This is a genomic window from Pleomorphovibrio marinus, assembly GCF_003347495.1.
In the GTDB taxonomy this organism is placed as follows: Bacteria; Bacteroidota; Bacteroidia; order Cytophagales; family Cyclobacteriaceae; genus Pleomorphovibrio; species Pleomorphovibrio marinus.
This window is the reverse complement of the sequence record NZ_QCXY01000001.1, coordinates 189,894-211,902: the sequence shown is the minus strand read 5'-3', so window position 1 is coordinate 211,902 and position 22,009 is coordinate 189,894. Positions and strand designations below refer to the sequence as shown.

The 22,009-nt window shown below is 45.2% G+C and carries 18 protein-coding genes and 1 riboswitch; of the genes, 14 read left to right on the top strand and 4 right to left on the bottom strand.

Features of this window, described 5'->3' with window-relative positions:
• From DB520_RS00930 to DB520_RS00900, 6 genes are all read left to right on the top strand, one after another.
• Positions 1 to 519 (top strand): hypothetical protein, encoded by a 519-nt coding sequence (locus tag DB520_RS00930; protein WP_114747796.1) that lies wholly within the window; start codon positions 1 to 3, stop codon positions 517 to 519.
• Positions 520 to 821: 302 nt separating this feature from the next.
• The gene (locus DB520_RS00920) at positions 822 to 1,043 is read left to right on the top strand and encodes a hypothetical protein (RefSeq protein WP_114747794.1); all 222 of its coding nucleotides are present in this window, start codon (positions 822 to 824) and stop codon (positions 1,041 to 1,043) included.
• Positions 1,044 to 1,223: 180 nt separating this feature from the next.
• Positions 1,224 to 2,099, top strand: a complete 876-nt coding sequence (locus tag DB520_RS00915; protein WP_232834784.1) for a glycerophosphodiester phosphodiesterase — start codon at positions 1,224 to 1,226, stop codon at positions 2,097 to 2,099.
• A 12-nt stretch (positions 2,100 to 2,111) separates the two neighbouring features.
• On the top strand, positions 2,112 to 2,999 hold the full coding sequence (locus DB520_RS00910) for a sugar phosphate isomerase/epimerase family protein (RefSeq protein WP_114747793.1): 888 nt from the start codon (positions 2,112 to 2,114) through the stop codon (positions 2,997 to 2,999).
• A 55-nt stretch (positions 3,000 to 3,054) separates the two neighbouring features.
• Complete coding sequence (locus tag DB520_RS27575) at positions 3,055 to 3,294, top strand: hypothetical protein (protein WP_114747792.1); 240 nt, start codon at positions 3,055 to 3,057, stop codon at positions 3,292 to 3,294.
• A gap of 319 nt (positions 3,295 to 3,613) precedes the next feature.
• On the top strand, positions 3,614 to 3,991 hold the full coding sequence (locus tag DB520_RS00900; RefSeq protein WP_114747791.1) for a GxxExxY protein: 378 nt from the start codon (positions 3,614 to 3,616) through the stop codon (positions 3,989 to 3,991).
• 142 nt (positions 3,992 to 4,133) lie between these two features.
• On the opposite strand, the gene DB520_RS00895 is transcribed toward DB520_RS00900, so the two are convergent.
• The gene (locus DB520_RS00895) at positions 4,134 to 4,619 is read right to left on the bottom strand and encodes a hypothetical protein (protein ID WP_114747790.1); all 486 of its coding nucleotides are present in this window, start codon (positions 4,617 to 4,619) and stop codon (positions 4,134 to 4,136) included.
• A 441-nt stretch (positions 4,620 to 5,060) separates the two neighbouring features.
• On the opposite strand from DB520_RS00895, the gene DB520_RS00885 reads away from it, so the two are divergent.
• From DB520_RS00885 to DB520_RS00875, 3 genes are all read left to right on the top strand, one after another.
• On the top strand, positions 5,061 to 6,551 hold the full coding sequence (locus DB520_RS00885; RefSeq protein WP_114747789.1) for an arylsulfatase: 1,491 nt from the start codon (positions 5,061 to 5,063) through the stop codon (positions 6,549 to 6,551).
• A gap of 66 nt (positions 6,552 to 6,617) precedes the next feature.
• Complete coding sequence (locus tag DB520_RS00880; RefSeq protein ID WP_114748715.1) at positions 6,618 to 8,180, top strand: arylsulfatase; 1,563 nt, start codon at positions 6,618 to 6,620, stop codon at positions 8,178 to 8,180.
• Between the two features lie 88 nt (positions 8,181 to 8,268).
• Positions 8,269 to 9,777: a sulfatase family protein gene (locus tag DB520_RS00875; RefSeq protein WP_114747788.1), complete on the top strand. Its 1,509-nt coding sequence runs from the start codon at positions 8,269 to 8,271 to the stop codon at positions 9,775 to 9,777.
• A 141-nt stretch (positions 9,778 to 9,918) separates the two neighbouring features.
• Here the strand turns inward: DB520_RS00875 and DB520_RS00870 are convergent, their stop codons facing one another.
• The gene (locus tag DB520_RS00870; RefSeq protein WP_114747787.1) at positions 9,919 to 10,098 is read right to left on the bottom strand and encodes a hypothetical protein; all 180 of its coding nucleotides are present in this window, start codon (positions 10,096 to 10,098) and stop codon (positions 9,919 to 9,921) included.
• A 391-nt stretch (positions 10,099 to 10,489) separates the two neighbouring features.
• A complete protein-coding gene (locus tag DB520_RS00865; RefSeq protein ID WP_114747786.1) occupies positions 10,490 to 11,740 on the bottom strand; it encodes an endo-1,4-beta-xylanase in 1,251 nt (416 codons plus the stop codon).
• Positions 11,741 to 11,992: 252 nt separating this feature from the next.
• Between DB520_RS00865 and DB520_RS00860 the strand changes: the two genes are divergently transcribed.
• From DB520_RS00860 to DB520_RS00850, 4 genes are all read left to right on the top strand, one after another.
• Positions 11,993 to 13,273 (top strand): ATP-binding protein, encoded by a 1,281-nt coding sequence (locus DB520_RS00860; RefSeq protein WP_114747785.1) that lies wholly within the window; start codon positions 11,993 to 11,995, stop codon positions 13,271 to 13,273.
• 155 nt (positions 13,274 to 13,428) lie between these two features.
• Positions 13,429 to 13,569, top strand: a complete 141-nt coding sequence (locus tag DB520_RS26430) for a hypothetical protein (RefSeq protein ID WP_157971886.1) — start codon at positions 13,429 to 13,431, stop codon at positions 13,567 to 13,569.
• Between the two features lie 281 nt (positions 13,570 to 13,850).
• Positions 13,851 to 14,065, top strand: a riboswitch (cobalamin riboswitch).
• Positions 14,066 to 14,211: 146 nt separating this feature from the next.
• Entirely contained in the window at positions 14,212 to 16,095 is a 1,884-nt protein-coding gene (locus DB520_RS00855; RefSeq protein ID WP_232834783.1) for a TonB-dependent receptor, read from the top strand.
• Entirely contained in the window at positions 16,092 to 17,153 is a 1,062-nt protein-coding gene (locus tag DB520_RS00850; RefSeq protein ID WP_114747784.1) for a YncE family protein, read from the top strand. The genes DB520_RS00855 and DB520_RS00850 overlap by 4 nt, the downstream gene beginning before the upstream one ends.
• A gap of 226 nt (positions 17,154 to 17,379) precedes the next feature.
• Here the strand turns inward: DB520_RS00850 and DB520_RS00840 are convergent, their stop codons facing one another.
• The gene (locus DB520_RS00840) at positions 17,380 to 18,879 is read right to left on the bottom strand and encodes a M28 family peptidase (protein ID WP_114747782.1); all 1,500 of its coding nucleotides are present in this window, start codon (positions 18,877 to 18,879) and stop codon (positions 17,380 to 17,382) included.
• A gap of 197 nt (positions 18,880 to 19,076) precedes the next feature.
• On the opposite strand from DB520_RS00840, the gene gcvP reads away from it, so the two are divergent.
• The gene (gene gcvP / locus DB520_RS00835; protein ID WP_114747781.1) at positions 19,077 to 21,974 is read left to right on the top strand and encodes an aminomethyl-transferring glycine dehydrogenase; all 2,898 of its coding nucleotides are present in this window, start codon (positions 19,077 to 19,079) and stop codon (positions 21,972 to 21,974) included.
• The last annotated feature ends 35 nt before the right edge of the window (positions 21,975 to 22,009 follow it).

Sequence of the window (22,009 nt, the reverse complement as noted above, 5' to 3'; positions counted from 1 at the left end):
ATGGTGTTTTGGCATATTTTAGTGGTTTGTTGGTTACTTGTTGGAGAGGGGGAGCCGAAGATGGAACTGGTCATTACTAGCAAAACCATCACGGTGTATGGACAGACCTCCATCGGAGACTTTTCCTGCTGCTACTCCCAAAACGGCCTTCAGGATACACTCACCCTGAACCCATCCCAAAGGCTAGATTTTAAAATTCCAGTGGACAGTTTTTCCTGTGGAAATTTCCTGTTGAACCGTGACTTCCGGCAAACCTTGAGGGCCAATGAGTACCCCAAGACCATGGTGGAGGCCACCGACTTCAGGGCAGAGCAAGGTTACATTGTCTGCAATATTGCCGTTGAGATAGCGGGAAAAGTATTAGAATTTATGGACGTTCAAATGGATCAGCACAAAAATAAGCTGGAAACATGCCTGTCCATCAGTTCTCAGGAATTGGATCTTAAGCCTCCCAGCAAGCTGGGGGGCCTGGTTCAGGTTGATGACGAACTTTCCATCAATTTTTCCCTGGGGATTTAATGCCGGTATTGTGGGCAGGCTATTTTTGAAATGCTATTTTAAATGCGTTCAATGTATTTTAGAATACCTTCTTCTCCGCGGGTTAGGGGTTGGATTATCAGCCTCTCGATCCCTATAGCTATCGGTTTCCTGTGGTTTAGCCCCCTCCTCGATTGATCAGGAAACACTCCTGCACAATTCGTTTTGATAACTGGAAGGTTATTTCTTTCTTTTTTAAAAAAGTAGCTTCGCAAAATAAAACCGAAAATCATGTAATTTGGACAGATTTTTGTGCTAATTTTTAATGGCAAACTGATTTAATCATGAATAGAATTACTGGCATATGTATATACATTTTAACCTTCCTGTTTTTCCTGATGGTTCAGTTTCATTATGTGTCGGCCCAGGTTGGGGAGGAGCCTATGGAAGACCACCCACTGAACCCCTCTCCTTATAAAGTGGTTTTTTACATGATCTTTTCATTTTTAGTGGTTGCTGTGGCGGTCAAATTGCTTTACAGGCCAAAGAAAAGGCATAACCCTTGACAAGCAGCTATAGACTCAGAGGAATCGGTCTGGAAATAGCCTTATGCACCGCTCATTAGCAATAGGAATGCATTTGGAAGGGTAAAGGAGTGTTAGCTATTGTGTGCACTTTATTCCTCAATGTAGGTGGGGGAGGGTGCGGGTGGCAAGGAGTCTTTCTATCCTTCAATCTCAAGGTATTTGAAAAAGGAATTGTGGGCAAGCGTTTTTTTTGATAGGTTTAGTGTCATGATGAAACTGCTATCCTTTCTTTTGTTTTTGATCCCTTTTTTGGCAAAGGGACAAACGGCCACCTATCAGCTGCCAGAGAGGGGCGTGTGTGCCCATAGGGGCGCCATGACCTCGCATCCCGAAAACACCTTGCCTGCATTCGAGGCAGCCATTGAGAGCGGTGCGCATATGATTGAATTTGATGTGCAGCTTAGCAAGGATGGGGAGTTGGTGATCATGCATGACAGCAAGGTGGAACGTACAACGGATGGTACCGGCCAGGTATCCGAGATGACTTTTGAAGAATTAAGGCAACTTGATGCAGGCTCCTGGAAGGGTGCGGAGTTCAATGGGCTAAAGATTCCCATCTTACAAGAGGTACTGTCCATAATGCCAAAGAACATTTGGCTAAATATTCATCTTAAGGGAGGCGCAGAGGTAGGGGAGAAGGTGGCCTTGGCAGTGGCAGAGGAAAAAAGGCTACACCAGGCAGTGGTAGCAGCCACCATGGAAGCCGTCAATGCCGCAAGGGAAGCTGTGCCGGAGATACTCATTTGTAACATGGAACGGCAGTCCGGGGCTTGGGATTATGTAGATGGAACCATTGCTATCCAGGCTGATTTTATCCAACTCAACGGGGGCATTAAGCCTGAATTCAGGGAGTATGCAGAAAAGTTGAAAGCGGAGGGCATCAAAATAAATTATTTTGGTACAGATGATGCCTTAGAATTAAGGACCTTATGGGAGTATGGTGTGGATTTCCCTTTGGTAAATGATATACAGGCTGCCATTCAGGTGGCAAAAAAGGAGGGTATAGCACCTGTCTCTCCGGTCTTTAACCCATAACTACCATTTGCCATGAAAAGGTTACAAAGAAGAAAGGTGCTCAAACAATTGGGGTTGCTGACCCTAAGTCCTTGGCTTTTATCCCTTGGAAACTCAAAGGGCACCAAGGTTTATGCGCATATTTGGGCCTATGCCAGCCGATTTCCACCCAATTGGGACAGCACACCTGTATTGGAGGAAATTTTTAAAGATCTCAAAGCAGCTGGTATAGCAGGGGTAGAGCTGATGGAGGTTAATTTCAGGCATGAAGACAGTGTCCTTCGCTTAAGGAACTTAAGTGCCCGGTATGGGCTCCCGGTGATCGGTACTAGTTATGGAGCAGCCATGTGGGACAAATCCAAGCATGAGGAGATCCTAGTGGATGCAGAAATGGTCCTTGACAAGTTGGCCGCATTACAAGGAAAGTACTTTGGTATCAGCGTGGGCAATGCCGGAAGGGAAAAAACCGAGGATGAGCTTGACGATCAGGCTACCTTACTTAAACAATTGCTTGGCTTGTGTGCAGAAAGGGGAATCACCCCCAATTTGCATAACCATACCTATGAATTGGAATATGGCAAAAAAGACTTTTTGGGCACCATAGAGAGAGTCCCTAATTTACCCCTGGGGCCGGATGTAAACTGGCTGATCAGGGCAGGAATAGATCCGGTGGCATTTATTGGCAAGTACGGCCCCATGATCGCCTACCTGCACCTTCGGGACCAGGATGCGGAAGGACGCTGGACGGAGGCCTTGGGGGAGGGGGTTACCGATTTCGAGGGTATTGCCAAGGCTTTAGAAAGGGTAAGATTTTCGGGTGATGTGGCCATAGAACTGGCTTATGAAAAACCCGGTGATCAGGATGACAGGGAGAATTTCAGAAAAAGCAGGGAGTATGTAAGAAAGGTGTTTGGGTGGTAAGGGTGATTTGCTCAATAAATCAGAGTAAAGCCGCTATTAAACTTCCAGTGAGGACATTGTTCAGGAAGTATTTGAAAAACTGTGGGTAAAGGCTACCCAAAGAAAAGTCACACATTTCGAAAATTTTTTGATTTGGGCAATCAAATATAAGATTTCCAATCATTTGAAAGATATCCAAAAGAATCCTCCCTATAACACTAAATTTGAAATGAGTCTGATAAAAGTAAAACCGCTGATAACCGCGAAGCCCGCCAAGAACCCGCGAAGAACGCAGAGGAAAAGGCGGAGAATATAGAAAAAACCCTCAGCGCCCTTTGCGAAAAACTTTGCGCCTTGCGGTTAAACCTGTTGATAACCGCGAAGCCCGCTAAGAATCCGCGAAGCCCGCAGAGGAAAAGGCGGAAGATAAAAACAAAAACCCTCAGCGCCCTATGCGACAAGCTTTGCGCCCTTAGCGGTTAAAACTCTTGAGAACCGCAAAGCCCGCTAAGAACCCGCAAACTACGCAGAGGAAAAGGGGGAAGATTATAACAAAAATAACTTTTCAAACTTTGCGAAAACCTCTGTACCTTTTCGATTAAGTGTTAAAAGTCTAAAGTAATAATTACAAATAAATGATAGAAAACGAAATATCAAATAAAGTAATTGGTTTAGCCATTGAGGTCCACTCAGCTTTAGGCCCGGGTTTGCTGGAGAGTGCATATCAGGAATGTCTGTTTTATAAAATCGGTAAAGCCGGTTTAAAAGTTGAAAAACAGAAGCCAATGCCCTTGATATTTGAAGACGTGAGATTGGAATGTGGTTATAGAATTGATCTATTGGTAGAAAATAAATTGGTGATTGAACTTAAAAGTTTGGAATACTTAAATGATGTACATTTGGCTCAAACACTCACCTACATGAAACTTGGTGGTTTCAAATTAGGGTTGCTAATCAACTTCAATGTTGCTCTATTAAAAAATGGAATTAAAAGAGTGGTAAATGGATTGTAAGCGTCAGAGGCCACCTCTGTCCCTTTTACAGTTAAAGCCGCTGATAACCGCGAAGCCCGCCAAGAACCCGCAAAGTAAGCAGAGGAAAAGGCGGAGAATATAGAAAAAACCCTTTGCGCCCTTTGCGACAAGCTTTGCGCCCTTAGCGGTTAAAACCGTTGAGAACCGCAGAGAACGTCAAGAACCCGCGAAGAACGCAGAGGAAAAGGCGGAAGATAAAAACAAAACCCTTAGCGCCCTTTGCGAAAAACTTTGCGCCTTTGCGGTTAAAACCGTTGAAAACCGCAAAGCCCGCTAAGAATCCGCGAAGAACGCAGAGGAAAAGGCGGAAGATAAAAACAAAACCCTCAGTGCCCTTTGCGACAACCTTTGCGCCTTTGCGGTTAAAACCGTTGAGAACCGCAAAGCCCGCTAAGAATCCGCGAAGAACGCAGAGGAAAAGGCGGAAGATAAAAACAAAACCCTCAGTGCCCTTTGCGACAACCTTTGCGCCTTTGCGGTTAAAACCGTTGAGAACCGCAGAAAACGCCAAGAACCCGCGAAGAACGCAGAGGAAAAGGCGGAAGATAAAAACAAAACCCTCAGTGCCCTTTGCGACAACCTTTGCGTCCTTAGCGGTTAAAACCATTGAAAACCGCAAAGTACGCTAAGAATCCGCGAAGAACGCAGAGGAAAAGGGCAGAGAACACCAACAAATACCCTCAGCGAACTTAGCGGCTGTTGGGTGAAACGCAAAGGTGGTACGACTTAAAAAGAACTGGTACCTTGCTGGATAGGGTTCGGCAATATAACCGTGATGCAGCCCCAAATATCCAGGAGTTCCACCTGGTCCGGCATATCCCACAGACGCAGACTAGACAGGGTAAGCAACCCCGGTGATTTCCCTCAAAACCCCGGATATTGAGAAGTAATGAACAAAGCATCAGGTTAATACTTCTAGCATGTTGGAATTTAGCCTGATGCTTTGTTTATTAACCTTTTTTATCATTATCCAGCATCTGATAATAATTGAAAATTGATTTTAATTCTCCATTTTCAACTTTCAATTCTCCATTAATTAAGTAACAAAATGACCCAAATAAAAAAAACACTCCAACCAAAATTAGTAGGCTCAATTATTCTTTTAAGCTACATTTTCCTTTCCTGTGAACCCCCTGCTTCTGACGAAACATCTGATAAGAAACCCAACATCATCTACATCATGGCCGATGACCTGGGCTATGGGGACCTAAGCTGCTATGGGCAGGAAAAATTCAGTACCCCAAATATCGACCGCTTGGCAGAAAGAGGCATGCTCTTTACCCAGCATTATGCGGGTACCACTGTCTGTGCCCCTTCCAGGTCTTCCCTGATGACAGGGCTGCATACCGGCCATACCCCCGTGAGAGGGAACCGGGGCATGAACGGCGGGCAGTTTCCCCATCCTGAAGGCACCACTTCCATTGCCAGCATTTTACAAGAGGCCGGTTATGTGACCGGGGCTTTTGGGAAATGGGGCTTGGGATATCCCGGAAGCACAGGGGACCCCATGAACCAGGGCTTTGACCAGTTTGTGGGATATATCAGCCAGACCATCGCCCATAATTACTACCCCTGGGAAATATGGATGAATGGTGAGGTGGTGGAGCTGGAGGAAAACCGTGGGGTACAGCAAGGACTGTATGTGCCCAACCTGATCCATGAGCATACGCTGGATTTTATCGAGGAAAATCAGGATCAGCCTTTTTTCCTCTATGTGCCTTCCATTATCCCCCATGCGGAATTGTTCGCTCCCGATGATTATATGGAACTATTTTTAGAGCGGACCAACCCCGAGCCACCCTACGAATACACCAGCAAATTTGAGCCTGAAATACCCTATGAGGGTATAGATGACCCGGAGCACCCCCGATTTAAAGTAGGAGGCTATGGTTCCCAGCCCCATCCCCGGGCTGCCTTTGCGGCTATGGTTACCCTGCTGGACGACCAGGTGGGTGAGATTATGGATAAATTGGAGGACTTGGGGTTAATGGAAAATACCTTGGTGATCTTCACCTCGGACAATGGGCCTCACAGAGAAGGAGGCGCCGATCCCGATTTCTTTAACAGCAATGGCCCATTCCAAGGCTACAAAAGGGACCTGCACGAAGGAGGCATACGGATGCCGATGCTGGCCCAGTGGCCTGCAAAAATTGAAGCCGGTGCCAAAACAGATCATATTTCTGCCTTTTGGGACGTGTTGCCCACCCTGGCAGAGGTGGCAGGGGTGGAGGCCCCAGAAAGAATAGACGGTATCAGCTTTTTGCCCGCCTTGATGGGAGAGCCACAACCCCAACATGATTATCTATATTGGGAGTTTCACGAACAGGGTGGCAAACAAGCACTGAGGCAAGGGGACTGGAAACTGATCCGCCTAAACGTGAAGGAAGGACAGACAAGAGACCTACTGTTTGACCTCTCATCCGATCCTGGAGAAAAAAATGATTTGTCCAAAGATCACACTGAAAAACTCCAAGAATTGCTTCAAATCATGGAAGGGGCAAGGGTGGAGGATCCTGAGTGGCCGTTTTTGGAGGATTGATGATTTTAGATTTAAAAATGACATCAAGTCAGGATTATTAGTGGTTTACAGATTTATTGAATGAACATGAACATACATTTTATCAGATTGCCTTTATTATTGGCGTTGTTGTTTGTGGTTACCCTTTCCATGGCCCAACAGCCGCATATCATTTTGATCATGACCGATCAGCAGCGTGGGGATGCGGTGGGTTATGCGGGCAATTCTTCCATCATCACACCCAACCTGGACCAGTTGGCCGGTGATGGCGTTTATTTTACCAATGCCTACTCCTCCACACCTAGCTGTACCCCTGCCCGGGCGGCACTGCTCACGGGTATGTCCCCTTGGGGCCACGGCATGTTGGGTTACGGGAGGGTAGCCCGAAAATACCCTAATGAAATGCCCGCAATGCTTCGTGAAGCAGGTTACTACACCTATGGGATAGGTAAATTTCACTGGTTTCCACAAAAAGCCCTTCATGGATTTCACGGCACCTTGGTTGACGAAAGTGGGCGGATTGAATCAGAGGGTTTTATCAGTGATTACAGGGATTGGTTTAAACGGGTGGCACCGGGGAAAGACCCCGATGCCACAGGCATCTTATGGAACGAGCATAACCCAAGGGTTTACCAGTTAGAGGAACGTTTACATCCCGATCATTGGAAAGGGGAAATGGCGGTCGATTTTATTGACTCCTATGATCTTGAAGCACCACTTTTCCTGAAGGTGTCCTTTTCCAGGCCCCATAGCCCTTATGATCCTCCACAACGTTTTTTGGATCTATATGAGATTGTGGACGTTCCGGTTCCTTTTACTGGGGATTGGTCGGAAAAATTCAGGGATTATCCCAATGAGCGGGAGGCCGCATTTGGGGATTTTGGGGTGGATCATGCCCTGGAGAGCCGAAAGCATTATTATGCATTGATCACTTTTTTGGATGAGCAAATAGGAAAAGTAGTGGAGGCATTGAAAAGGAAGGGTGTATATGAAAACAGTCTGATCCTTTTTGTTTCGGATCACGGAGATATGCTGGGGGATCATCATCACTGGCGGAAATCATACGCCTATGAGGGATCCTCAAAGGTGCCCATGCTCATAAAACCCCCGCACGATTTTGAAACCGGCTTAGGAAAGGAAGCCTTTTTAACCCATCCTGTGGAAATCAGGGACATATTACCGACCTTTCTGGATGCAGCCAAAATCCCTAAACCCACGGCTATGGAGGGTGAATCCTTGATTGCCTTGATGCGGGACCCACAAAATGCCCCATGGCGGGAATACATTGACCTGGAGCATGCCACTACCTATCAAGCAGAAAACTACTGGTGTGCGCTGACAGACGGCAAAGAAAAGTACATCTGGTTTTTCAGGACTGGGGAAGAGCAGTTGTTTGACTTGTCGGAAGATCCCGGGGAAAGCAGAAATTTAGCATCTGAAGAAAAACATTTAGAAAAACTAGAGTCATGGAGAGACCGTATGGCTCAACATCTGCTTCCCAGGGGGGAGGAGTTTGTAAAACAAGGGGAATTGGTGGTTAGGGATGAAAATTTATTGTATGGCCCAAACTACCCCCAAAAAGAATGGTCGCAGAAGGAGGCCTTAGATGCTTGGAAAGAAGAGGTCGTCAGTAGCTTTATCCACCCATAGCAAATGGAAATTACGGAAGAATAAGGACTAAGACCTTTTAAAATATCACCGGTAGTAAGTTAAACTAACCCAAAAAGAAACCTTAAAAATGAAGATCACTACATCACTACTTTCATTGCTTACTCTCCTTATACTTATTGCTTGCGAAAAAGCTGAGCAAAGGGAAACCGAACCTGAGTTGCCCAACGTGGTGCTTTTGCTTGGGGATGACCATGGCTGGGACGAGACTGCCTACAACGGGCACCCGGATTTAAAAACCCCAATTTTAGACGAAATGGCGGCAAATGGCCTACGGATGGATCGTTTTTATTCCGCTTCCCCGGTATGTTCCCCTACCAGGGGCAGTATCATCACGGGCAGGCACCCCAACCGGTACGGTACCTTCACTCCCGGTCACAGCATTAGGCCGGAGGAGATCAGCGTGGCACAATTGATGAAGGATGCCGGGTACGCCACAGCCCATTACGGCAAATGGCACTTGGGGCCGGTAAAAGCAGGCTCACCGACTAATCCCGGGGCCATGGGCTTTGATGAATGGGTTTCCCACGACAATTTTTTTGAAATGGATCCACCGCTTTCGGTCAACGGTGCTGAACCCGTAATTTTCAAAGGGGAGGGATCGGAAGTGGTGGTGGCCGAGGCCATCAAATTTATAGAAAAAGCAAAGAGGGAGGGCAAACCCTTTTTTGTGATGATTTGGTACGGTTCCCCTCATGAACCCTACAGTGGCTTGGAAAAGGACCTATCCCCATACGACCATGTCCCGGAGAAATATGGGGATAAAAAAGTCAGGCTAACCTCCAATGAAACAGGAAAGGCCGTTGAACGCCCCCAGGGTGAAGTGCTAAGGGAACGTTTTGCGGAAATCACGGCCATGGACAGGTCCATTGGACAGATGAGGGATTTTCTGGAGCAGCAGGGCTTAAGGGACAATACGGTGCTTTGGTATTTTGGGGATAACGGCACCCCTCAGGAAGGGAATGCCACGGTGCCTTTTAGGGGACAGAAGGGCAGTATTTATGAGGGGGGAGTGCGGGTGCCTAGTGTATTGGAATGGCCCGCAAAGATAAAAAGCCCATTGGTCAGTGAGGCAAATGGGGTAAGCAGCGATGTGTTGCCCACTTTCTGCGATATAGTAGGGGTATCCCTTCCCGATAGGCCCCTGGACGGTATTAGCCTCTTGCCCATGATAAAGGGGGAGATGCAGGAAAGACCCAGCCCTATTGGTTTTTGGAATGGTAGGGACAGAGGTGATGGGTTGGAGCCCTATATCGAAGAGGATCTTCAAGTAGGCACTACCCCTCTGGTAAAGCTAATGGGAGGAATTGCCACCCGGAATTTTAAGAATTACCACCATCCATCCATTGAAGACCGGGATTTTTCAGGTGCCAGATCATGGCTGGACCACCGCTATAAGCTGGTGCTGAACGGCGGCCCGGCAGAAGATGCGGAAAAGGAACTCTTTGATGTGAGAGAGGATCCGGCTGAGACCAATAATTTGATAGAGGCCTTCCCGGAAATAGCCAAAGAAATGGAGGAGGAATTAATCAGTTGGCAGCAGTCGGTGTTGGAGAGTCTTGTGGGAGGCGATTATTAATTGAGAATGGAAAATGGAAAGTTGAAAATGAATAGAAAAGGCTGTATGAATCTAATTTAGATTGGGGATCGGGAAAGCAATTTTTAATGCCCAAATTCGGCATTTACCGGGTAAGGTCCTCACTACGGAGGATGGGAACCATCAAATCCTCCAAAAGGGTGCCCTTTTGGAATAAGTAGGGTCAGGATCGTCGGCTAATTCAGAATAAACCCTAGCATAACCCGCATTACGGGAAATGTACCTTAAGGCGAAAACTGCGGCCAACGTAAATACGGCACCCATCGCAACCAATAGCCAATAAATAAGATTACCTAATTCCATAAGCTCAAAATGATGGGATATTGTATCTTCTGAAATATATCACCGTCTTCAATACCATCGTATAAATAACGCTTAAAAAAGCAATAAGGTTTGGATATTCAATACAACTGCTTTTTCGATCCTTTCATACTCAAACACCAGAACAGCATATGTGAGGGCAGCCATAACAACGGATATGGCTGGAATTCCGATAAAAATTCATAAAAAAGGCTTCATTCTGATTATCTTTTCTAAAGATATTGAAGATTTCTTAATTCTTGTTTACGGAGTTTAAAAATTACTGAATAACCCCAGATTTTCTATTTGAGGTTTGTTAAATTAAATCTTCAATGATTACCGATTTGATTAAACCCTAAGATATTTAGGTTTCCATTTATTACTTTGGGGTTAGCTAATCCAGACTGGAGAAAGTAAGCTTGATCTTTTCCTTTTCTTTGTTAAGTATTACTTCTTGGCTTTCCCCATCCACCGTGACTTGGTAGGTGCCATAGAAGGCGGGTACTGTCCATTCGCCTCCTTCACCCATGGTATGGTCGGCTTCCGTCCACCAGGTGTCAAAAATCAACTCCCTGTATGCCTTCGCCGCGGGCCTGGGATGCCAATCCCGGGTGTATAGGGAAGAAGCCGGGATCCAGTTGGCGCCTTCCCAGAAACCCCACATCAATATACCTTCTACGGAGGGGTGTGCAAAGCATATGCGGTAATAGGCTACCAATTCCTCAGCCATTTGAGCCTCTTCCTCCGGGGTCATTTCCAATTTAGTGTCCTTATAAAACTTAGATCGTTGTCCGGGCATATTGAATTCGGTGATCATAATAGGTAGGCCAAACTGAGCGAGGGAATCCAGGCTATATTGCAGAGCCTCACGTTCAAAGGTGCTTCCATGCAGGTGTCCCTGTGCCCCTATGCCAGCGATGGGCACTCCTTGTTCCAATAAGTCCCGGATATGGGTTAAGTAGTCCGATAGACGGTTTCCAGTAAGTATATCATAATCGTTCAGGAACAGGTTGGCATCTGGATCCCCCTCCAAAACCCACTTTGCCATCTTGGCCGTAATGTCCGGACCCAGTCGATCCTCGTAATAATTGCCATGGATCATCTCATTGTTAAGGTCGTATTCGGCAAAGCGGCCCCTGTATTTTTTGGCTATGGATATGGCCCGGTGCTTGATGGTGGCTTCCAATTCTTCATCGCTTAACTCCTTCACCCAGGGTTGTACGAATTTCTCAATGCCCCAGAACAAGTTATGCCCTCGTAAAGGGATGCCGTTTGCCTCTGTCCATTCCAGGATCCCTTCCACGGTTTCATGGTTCACTTGACCTTTTTGGGGCTCCATATTGGCCCACTTGAGTGCATTTTCGGTGACGGCACTATTAAAATTCTCCAGAAAGACAGCCTTGTATTTTTCCAGGTCATCGGGGTTCATATTTCCGGAACCAAGCCCATTTGCAATGGCCGCCCCAAACCAAAATTCGTGGCTGAGTTGTTTGACATGGACTTCAGCACCTTTGGGGGCTTGTATGGTGATAGTACCTTTTCTGTGCTTTTCAATGGCTTGATCCAAGGTGTCCTGTTGGGATATGGCGGAAGGGGTGTACAACCAAGAGGAAATGATGAATAGGGAAAATAGGCGATAAATCATGGCTTCACATAGGTTTATTGATTCAAAGATAAAGGTAGTCAATTCATTAAAGACTCCATAGCAAAAGGGTCATTGGTGGTAACCAGTAACTATTTTACCCAATATATGCAGTTATCGCTCAGTGTATAAAATCCGAACAGCAAAATGACATTAGAAAAAAGAGTAAATTTGAAACTTAGAAATTATTAAATATTAGTAGTGACATCAGAATCGCAAAATATTGAGTTCAAAGTAACCTAGAGAGACGAATACCTGAAATGGATTTGTGGTTTTGCCAATGCTTATGGTGGTACTATTTTTATCGGGAAAGACGACTCTGGAAATGTAGTTGACTTGAGGGATGCGAAAAAGCTTTTAGAAGAAATCCCTAACAAGGTCAGAGACATTTTAGGGATTTTGGTTGATGTTAATCTGCACCAAATTGATCAAGAGAAATATATTGAAATTATTGTTGAGCAACATCCTTATCCAGTTAATTACAAAGGACAATATCATTACAGAAGCGGAAGCACCAAGCAGGAATTAAAAGGGGCAGCTCTTGATAAGTTTCTCCTTCAGAAAAAAGGCAAAAGATGGGATGGTGTTCCTGTTCCGAATGTTTCAACTAGTGACCTTAAGCAAGAAACATTTGATTTTTTTCGAAAACGAGCTTTCAGAAGCAAAAGAATAGATGAAGAAAGTTTAACTGACAGCAACGAGCATCTTATTGAGAATCTTCAACTCAAGGAAGGAAAATTTCTTAAGCGTGCCTCTATACTGCTTTTTTATACCAATCCTGAAAAATATGTAACAGGGGCTTACATAAAAATTGGATTTTTCGAAAGTGACAGTGATTTGAGATTTCAGGATGAAATCCACGGAAATCTTTTTGAACAAATTGAAAAGACCACAGAGTTACTTTTTACAAAATACGTTAAGGCTTTGATAAGCTATGAAGGATTGAATCGTGTGGAAACGTACGAGTATCCAAAAGAAGCAATCAGGGAAGCCTTGTTAAATGCTGTTGCCCACAAAGACTATTCGGGTGGTGTTCCTATTCAAATCAGTGTTTATAAAGACAAACTAATGATTTGGAACGAAGGACAACTGCCTGAAAATTGGACAATTGAAACGCTTTTGGAAAAGCACGCTTCAAAACCATTCAATCCAGATCTTGCAAATGCTTTTTTTCGAAGTGGATACATTGAATCCTGGGGGCGTGGCATTTCCAAGATTATAGAACAGTGCTTTGATTTTGGACTCCCAACACCCTTATTTTATTTTAAAAGCTCTGGTTTTTGGGTGGAGTTTAGAAAGGACATTTATAGTCACAACCAACTTAAAGAGCTTGGAGTTAATGAACGGCAGATTAAGGCTGTGCTTTTCGTAAAAGACAATGGAAAAGTCTCCAATAGTGACTATCAAAAAATCAATGACTGCTCAAGAAATACAGCAAGTAACGATTTAGCAGAGTTGGTTGAAAAAGGTCTATTTTTACCAAGTGGTCAAAAAGGAGCAGGTGCTTATTATACTTTAAATGGCATTGCACAATAATTGCACATATTGCACAAAAGCGACCTTACTGAACTTGTAGAGAAGTTTTCAAAGTATTGGACAGAAGTGGAGAAGTTGGGGCAGGTACAACTTATGTTTTGATTGGCTCATAATTGGCTCAATTGGCTCATAAGACAATACAAATAGTGAAGAAAATGGACAGAGAAGAACACCGAAGCGATAACATCACCTATACCCAAGCAGGGGTTTCGTGCTTCGTAGGACAGGTAAGTGATGAATTTAAAGTTCAGTTCTTCGTAGGAAGTTCAGTGGTTAAATTCCCTGCCTGCGTATAGCTGAATCCCGATATGGGTTTTCATAATTCCTGAAAAGCTGCTTTTAAGCTAGAAGTTTAAAGAAATTCGACATCAGGGTATTACCTAAGGGTTATAAAAATTGCTGGTAAAGAAATTTACCAGCACAATTGATTTGATTGTTAATAGGAAAGCATTCGATTTCACCACTCATTTTTAGAAACCTGAAACTTATCTATGAAAACTGTATTACCAAAATTTCCCATAGCCAAGGGGTCATGCTCGAAAACCTGAATTATTTTTTTTCACCCAAAATACCCGTATGTTTGTAATTGAATAAAGGTTTCTGGTACCCATTCAAGGTGCCGGGATGAAAAGGGAATCCGGTGAAAACCCGGAGCTGTCCCCGCAACTGTAACCCTATTCGACTTAGGTCGATCAAAAGCTTGTTGTTCCATCATCGCCATTGTCCCGCTAGGGATGAGAAGGCCGACAACAAAAGGGAAGTCAGGAGACCTGCCTTAATTCAACAAATTCAAGGCTTTCGGGTGAAAGGCTTAGGAAGTATTTAAACGAACACCCCTTACCGTTTAAGGGGATATGTGTTTATTCATTTCTTTCGATCTATACACCACCGAGCTTTGGGTTAAATAATTGATGTAGGATTATTTAATTCGAAAAGCATTGGTAGTAATTGTGTTGGCTTGGCTGGGGTCATTTTTGTTCCCCCATCCAGCGGAGCAGCTCGTCCATGGGGATACCCTGGACTTAGAGACTGTAGAAGTACGTGCGTTTCCTTGGGAAAAATATTCTCTTGGATATAAGGTTAATACCTTAGGCGAAGAGGAAATTGGCGCTTTCCAAGGACAGGCACTCAGCGAACTTTTGCAAAGAAGAACAGGTATCTTTGTGAGGGAATATGGGGCAGGTATGCTGGCCACACTCAATATGAGGGGAACCGCCGCCGGGCACAATGCCGTGTTTTGGAATGGGCTGCCCATAAATAGTCCCTCTTTGGGGCAAATGGATTTTTCTCTGCTTACAGTGGGTAGCTGTGACGCTATCCGGGTTCAGTATGGAGGTAGTGGGGCCTTATTTGGCACCGATGCCATAGGGGGTTCCATCCATCTAGGTAGCCAACCTTCCTTTGCTCAAGGGCATAAGGTAAAAGTGAGAGCTGCGCATGGCAGTTTTGGTCTTTGGCAAAACCAGGTGGAGCACAGCTATTCCAACCAAAAGTTCTTTTCCCATACCAGAGCTTATATCAATCGGTCGGCAAACAATTTCCCTTATAGAAATCTGGGTAAGGCAGGAACACCTGTTGAAAGGCAAGAACATGCCAGTGTGCACACAAGGGGACTTGTACAGGACCTAGCTTGGAATGTAGGGGCAAATACCCAAGTGAGTTCTTCCTTTTGGTATCATTTTACCGACCGGGAAATACTGCCGGTGATGGGTTCGAACACCAGGGATGTGCAAGAGGATGCCAATGTAAGGTGGGTGGCAGACCTCCGCCACTTCAGAGATCAGGTGCAATACAATCTCAAGTTGGGCTACGTAGAAGATGATCAGGTGTTTAACCTTAGCACCTCAAATATCACTAGACAGTATTTTATAGGAGCAGAGGCAGAGTGGCAAGCAACCGAAAAAATGCATGGGAAGTCAGGTGCTCGACTTACCCATATCGTAGGTGAATTGAGTACTTACTATAAAGAAGAACAGCGGTTGGAACTCTACCATTCGCATCTATTTCACTTGGGTAAAAGCATAGAGGGGGCAATCAATTTGCGGCAAATGGTAGTGGATGGGGAATTTGTTCCCTTTACCCCATCCTTGGGTTTGGAATGGGGTTTTTTCGACAAAGAGACCCATAACCTTACCCTAAAAGGGGCTGCTTCCAAAAATTTTAAGGTACCCACGCTGAATGATCGGTTTTGGTCCCCAGGGGGGAACCCTGATTTGCTTCCTGAAAAAAGCTTGAGCGCTGAGATGGGCGTGGTGCAAAAGGGGAAGCGCGGTGCGTTCAACTGGGAGGCCGAGGTGAATTATTACCATATGCTGGTGGACCAATGGATCGTATGGTTGCCAGGGGAAAGTTTTTGGACCCCGGTGAATATCAGAAAAGTAAGGAACCAGGGGATCGAATCTTCTTTTTCCTCAGAATTTTCATTTTCCAAATGGGATCTTTCTGCGGACATCAACTACTCCTACGTACAGGCCCGCATAGCAGGGGATCAGGAGGATGCCGGACGAAGTATAGGGAATCAGCTTCCTTATACCCCTTTTCATAAAGGCAACAGCTATTTATCGGCTAAAAGAGGCCCCTTCAGCTCATGGGCGAACTACACTTTTGTAGGTGACAGGTATGTGGGAACTGATAATTCCACCCAAGTAAATGCATTCGCTTTGTTGGATGCCGGGATAAACTATACGTGGACTATGAAAGCATTTGCCACTTGCAGGTTGGGGATTCAGGTCAATAATTTTTTTGACAACGATTATCAAGTCCTTAGGCTTAGGCCTATGCCAGGAAGAAACTATCAAATTAACATAACCATAGATCTATGAAGATGTACAGAGTTTTACCAAGGTTTTTAATTTTATCACTGGCGATAGTCGCCGCTGCCTGCGGAAATGATCCGGTCGAAGTTCCCAGAGGCCCATTTGAACAGGGGGTGTTAATTATGAATGAAGGGGCATTTGGAGCAAATGACGGGGAGGTCTTTCACTATGACCCCCAGTCCGGGGATATGAGAACCGATATTTTTGAGGAGGTGAATGGAAGACCCTTTGCGGGCCTTATTCAGGACATGCTTCTTTTTGAAGACAGGATTTACTTGGTGGCCAACACCGGTAAAGTGGAAGTGGTGGATGCCCAAAGCTTCCAGAGCGTGGGAAGCGTCAACAACGGGGATTTAGATATTTCCCGGTCACTTGTCAGGGTAGGGCAAAAATTGTTTATCAGTGATTTTGGCCCTTACGATGATAATTTTGCCAGCCCTGATTCCTATGTGGCGGTGGTAAGGGACCCACAAGGCGGTACAGTGGCGCAAAAAATACCTGTATCCAGCGCTCCTGAAGGGATGATCTTTGCAAATGGACACCTGTTTGTGGCTTGTACTGCTGGTGGAGTGGTGGAGGTGATTGACCCAGAAGCAGAGACACTAATGGAAAGCATACCTATTGAAGGGGGAAGTCCTTATTTTTTCCTCGAATATGCGGGTAACACCTACCTGTACGCAAGGGACTCCGAGTCCGTTTATTTTCATCGTATCAACACCCAGGATTTTCAGGTGATCGAGTCAATAGCTATTCCCTTGGCCAATAGCCTGTGGAACGGAAGCCATGCACTAGGCAGCGGGGGTGAAGTATTTATACTTACCTCCAGTGGAGGGGGCACAAGTGTGGCAAAGGTATCCCTGGAAGAAGGGACAGTCTTGGACGAGAGTTTCTATACAGGTACCAATTTTTATGGGCTTGGCTATCATTCAGGAGCAGGGCAACTCTATGTAGGAGAGAACGCGGCTTGGCAGGGAAATGGAACAGTTATTAAATTGGATGGAAACGGAGGGGTGGTGGAGACCCTTGCTGCTGGTAGAGGACCTTCTGGATTTTTGTTTAGGTAGAAAAAAGGGAGCCAAGAATTTTGACATTCTTGGCTCCCTTATTTATTATAGGTGGATCTTGGTGAGGTTTTTGAATACCCCTTGCTCTGCTTGTTCTGGGGATAATTGTGTGCAAGTACCAAGGAACCCGGCAGGGGTTGGCTCCATCAGCCCCGAGTCCACAACTCGGGGTACGGAAACAAAATATGGAGCTGGCAACCTTGACAGGGCTTGAACTCTGAAATTGTCACCGATCCATTCGTGTATTCTCCCCATCCACAGGGGTTCTTTCTTCCCGGTTGGCCAAATCCCAGGCAGTATGGAAAATTAGCCTGGCCCTTTTTTCCATCAGGTCAAACTCAATTTTGTCAATGGTATCGGTGGGTTGGTGATAATCGTCGTGTACTCCATTGAAAAAGAAAATGACCGGGATATTATGTTTGGCAAAATTATAGTGGTCAGATCTGTAGTAAAACCTGTTGGGGTCATCTTCCGCATCATAGCGGTAATCGAGGATTAAATTAGTGTAGGTGATGTTGTTATACTCATTGATAATTTTCAGGTGGGAAGAAAGCATCTCCGAACCGATCACATAGATGTAATCCTGGTTTTCTGCGTCCTCATATTCGTAATCTATGCGCCCCACCATATCAATATTGAGGTTGTTCACTGTGTTTTCAAGAGGGAATACTGGGTTTTCCGCATAGTATTGGGAGCCTAATAACCCCTTTTCTTCTCCGGTCACATTCAGAAAGAGGATAGACCTTCTTGGTCGGTGTCCTTCTTCCGCTGCTTGGGCAAAGGCCTCAGCAATTTCCATAACGCTGACGGTTCCTGAGCCATCATCGTCTGCACCATTGTTGATTTCCCCTTTACTGTTGATTCCCACATGGTCATAATGAGAAGAGATAACTAGCACTTCCTCCTTTTTATCTGTACCTTCCAGAAAGGCCATTACATTTTCAGTTTCCACCCGATTTATATGTTTTTCGATTTTATAGGCTACTTTTTGGGAAGGAATAGTAGTGGGGTCGTTTTTGGCGGCTTCTTTAAGTTCCTCCACGGATGACTCGAAAATTTGCCCCATCTTTTCAGAGCTTACCATAAAAACTGGCCGGTTAGTCGTGGGTTTTTCGAATCCTAGCCTACCCCTGCCGGCAAGTGATTTGAAGCGGTTGGCCATTCGGTCGAAATTGGCCTGCCCTTCCATGGTTACCACCACGGCTCCCAAAGCTCCGGCATCCATTACCATGTCCACCAAGGCACCAGACCGGTCCCCTATGGCCCAAATCCCCACCAATTTATCTTTTACCTCTACTATTTCCAGGTTCTCCTCGCTTACCAATCCCAGAAAGACCAACTCGGTCTTTTCCCTTTTTTTCATATCCCCATCTCCCATGAAAATAAAGTCCTCATTTTCTATGAATTCGTTTTTCCCAATAGAAAGGCTTACTTCTGCCCAAGAGGTACTTACCAACTCAAATTGCTGGAAATAGTCGTCGTCTACTGGGCCGATCAGACCTTTGCTTTTATAAAATTCCCTGAGGTAGGTAGCTGCTAGTTTTTGTCCTTTTTCCCCGGTATCCCTTCCTTCCAGTTCATCGGAGGCGAGATAACTTAGGTGCTTTTCCAGGTCTTCCACAGAAATGGTAGCGGCATATTTGATAGCTGCTTCATCCTGACCCAATACACAGATCGACAAAAATAGGTTAATTGTTAACCCAACAATACATTTTTTCACGTCCATTTTGATTTATTAGATTATTTATAGAACCTTTTTCCAAGAAAACAGCTTAGTTTTTCGGAAAGGCAAAGGAATTAATGGGGGTAAAATTAAGGTAATTTAAGTAACACAACTCTACATAATGACGTTTTATTTCTACCTTTGTTGCACCAAAAAGGGCATGAATTTAACCGCTTAAAACAACACTATTTTCCGATTGTATGAAAGTTAACTTATCTACTTCCCCCCAGTTTAATGAAAGGCATATCAGTCCGGGTCCGGATGAGGTTATGGAAATGCTGCACTATATTGGGGCTGATTCTCTTGAGCAGTTGATCGATGAAACCATACCTAAGTCCATACAGATGGATAAGCCGCTAAGGCTTCCCAAACAACAATCGGAAAACAGCTTTTTAAAAAATCTGAAAATACTGGCAAGTAAAAATAGGATTTTCAAATCCTTTATAGGTTTGGGTTATTATGACACCATTGTACCGGGGGTCATTCAAAGAAATATTTTGGAAAACCCAGGTTGGTACACGGCTTATACTCCTTATCAGGCTGAGATTGCCCAGGGAAGGCTTGAAGCCTTGATCAATTTTCAGACCACGGTCATTGACCTAACTGGAATGGAACTGGCTAATGCCTCCCTATTGGATGAAGGTACTGCAGCGGCGGAGGCCATGGCCATGCTCCATGCTTCCAGGCCTAGAACTAAGAAAAAAGCCAATACTTTCTTTGTGGATCAAAAGGTTTTCAGCCAGACCATTGAAGTCTTGAAAACCCGTTCCGAACCTATAGGTATCCAGCTGAAGGTCGGTGAACTCTCCGATCTGGACCTAGCGGACCCTGACCTTTTTGGGGTGCTATTGCAATACCCTAATTCTGATGGAGAAGTTCTAAATTATGGGGGACTTTGTGAAACAGCTGTGGAGAAAGAGGTGTTTACCGCATTTGCAGCAGACCTTTTAAGCTTGACCTTGCTTAAGCCCCCGGGAGAACTGGGTGCTGATGTGGTGGTTGGAACCACCCAGCGTTTTGGCGTTCCTATGGGTTTTGGGGGTCCGCATGCGGCTTATTTTGCTACCAAAGAAACATTTAAGCGACAAATTCCGGGAAGAATCATTGGAGTTTCGGTAGACAAAGCTGGGAAAAAAGGGTATAGAATGGCACTCCAGACCCGTGAACAACATATCAAAAGGGAAAGGGCGACTTCCAATATCTGCACCGCCCAGGTGCTCTTGGCAGTGATGGCCGGAATGTATGCAGTGTATCATGGCCCAAAGGGATTAAAAGAAATTGCCAGCAGGATCCATGGTCTTGCAGTTTTGACTACAGAATCGCTAAAAAAACTGGGATTTGAACAGTTGAATCGGCATTTTTTTGATACCATCCGGATTAAGGCTGATGCTGTACAGCAAGAAAAAATAAAGGCTTTTGCCTTATCGGAGGAAATGAACTTCAGGTATGAGGATGGATATATAGTTCTAGCATTTGATGAAGCCAAGGACCTATCTGACGTTCAGACTATAGTGGGGATTTTCGCTAAATCCACTCATGAACTTGAGGCACCCTCAATTTCTTTTCCAGAGGAAGTGAATGGGATGCTCCCGGAAAAATTGACAAGGGAGAGCCAATTTTTGACACATCCTGTTTTCAACACTTTTCATTCCGAACACGAAATGTTACGGTACATGAAAAGGCTAGAAAATAAAGACCTTTCCTTGGTCCACTCCATGATTTCCTTGGGCTCCTGCACCATGAAACTGAATGCCACCACAGAAATGATTCCTGTGACCTGGCCGGAATTTGGCCAATTGCATCCTTATGCACCTCAGGACCAGGCAGCGGGATACTATGAACTCTTCCAGCACCTGCGCAATTGGCTCAGTGAAATTACTGGTTTTGCCGACACTTCCCTACAGCCAAACTCTGGAGCACAGGGCGAGTATGCTGGCCTTATGGTAATAAGAGCTTATCATCAAAGTAGAGAAGAAGCACATAGAAATATTGTCTTGATCCCCTCTTCCGCACACGGAACTAACCCTGCTTCTGCGGTAATGGCAGGTATGAAGGTGGTAATTATCCCTTGTGATGAAAAAGGGAACATAGATATTACAGCCTTAAAGGAGAAAGCCGAGGCTCATGCGGAAAACCTGGCCGGCCTTATGGTTACCTATCCCTCCACCCACGGAGTTTTTGAGGAGGCTATTCAAGAGATTTGTCAGGTGATTCATAAACATGGCGGACAGGTATATATGGATGGTGCCAATATGAATGCCCAAGTAGGGCTTACCAGCCCAGGCATTATTGGTGCGGATGTATGCCATTTGAACTTGCACAAAACCTTTTGTATACCTCATGGGGGAGGAGGGCCAGGAATGGGGCCAATTTGTGTGGCTGAACATCTGGTGCCCTTCCTTCCTGGTAACGACAAGGTGAGAACCGGCGGAATTTCTGCCATTTCGGCGATTTCCGCTGCACCATTTGGGTCTTCGAGTATACTACCAATTTCCTATGCTTATATTGCAATGATGGGGGCATATGGGTTAACCCATGCCACTAAAATCGCCATTTTGAATGCGAATTATATTAAGTGCAAACTTGAGCCCCATTACCCCATTCTTTATTCCGGTTCAAAGAACAGAGCAGCCCACGAATTGATTTTGGACTGTAGGAGCTTTAAGGAGGCAGGGATAGAGGTGGAGGACATCGCAAAAAGGCTTATGGACTATGGTTTTCACGCTCCTACGGTGTCTTTTCCAGTAGCAGGTACCCTTATGGTAGAGCCCACTGAATCGGAGGCTAAGGCGGAACTAGATCGTTTTTGCCAAGCCATGATTGCCATCAGGGAAGAAATCAGGGAAGTGGAGATGGCAGAAGCAGACAAAGAAAACAATGTACTTAAAAATGCTCCCCACACTGCGGAACTGGTGATTGAGGATTCTTGGGAGTTTCCCTACTCTAGGGAGAAGGCTGCCTATCCCCTTCCTTTTGTTAGGGAGCATAAGTTTTGGCCAAGCATCAGAAGGATAGACTCCGCCTATGGGGACAGAAACTTGATGTGCAGTTGCATCCCTACCGAGGAATTTGCAACAGAAGACCTTGTGAGTGAATAAAAGAACATCCGCAAAATTTTCAAAACCACCTGAGG

Coding starts and splice junctions, on each gene's coding strand:
- DB520_RS00900 (WP_114747791.1), top strand. CDS start 3,614: ATGATAGAAAACGAAATATCAAATAAAGTAATTGGTTTAGCCATTGAG.
- DB520_RS00910 (WP_114747793.1), top strand. CDS start 2,112: ATGAAAAGGTTACAAAGAAGAAAGGTGCTCAAACAATTGGGGTTGCTG.
- gcvP (WP_114747781.1), top strand. CDS start 19,077: ATGAAAGTTAACTTATCTACTTCCCCCCAGTTTAATGAAAGGCATATC.
- DB520_RS00885 (WP_114747789.1), top strand. CDS start 5,061: ATGACCCAAATAAAAAAAACACTCCAACCAAAATTAGTAGGCTCAATT.
- DB520_RS00870 (WP_114747787.1), bottom strand. CDS start 10,098: ATGGAATTAGGTAATCTTATTTATTGGCTATTGGTTGCGATGGGTGCC.
- DB520_RS00920 (WP_114747794.1), top strand. CDS start 822: ATGAATAGAATTACTGGCATATGTATATACATTTTAACCTTCCTGTTT.
- DB520_RS00880 (WP_114748715.1), top strand. CDS start 6,618: ATGAACATACATTTTATCAGATTGCCTTTATTATTGGCGTTGTTGTTT.
- DB520_RS00895 (WP_114747790.1), bottom strand. CDS start 4,619: ATGGTTTTAACCGCTAAGGACGCAAAGGTTGTCGCAAAGGGCACTGAG.
- DB520_RS00875 (WP_114747788.1), top strand. CDS start 8,269: ATGAAGATCACTACATCACTACTTTCATTGCTTACTCTCCTTATACTT.
- DB520_RS00865 (WP_114747786.1), bottom strand. CDS start 11,740: ATGATTTATCGCCTATTTTCCCTATTCATCATTTCCTCTTGGTTGTAC.
- DB520_RS26430 (WP_157971886.1), top strand. CDS start 13,429: ATGGACAGAGAAGAACACCGAAGCGATAACATCACCTATACCCAAGCA.
- DB520_RS00850 (WP_114747784.1), top strand. CDS start 16,092: ATGAAGATGTACAGAGTTTTACCAAGGTTTTTAATTTTATCACTGGCG.
- DB520_RS00840 (WP_114747782.1), bottom strand. CDS start 18,879: ATGGACGTGAAAAAATGTATTGTTGGGTTAACAATTAACCTATTTTTG.
- DB520_RS00930 (WP_114747796.1), top strand. CDS start 1: ATGGTGTTTTGGCATATTTTAGTGGTTTGTTGGTTACTTGTTGGAGAG.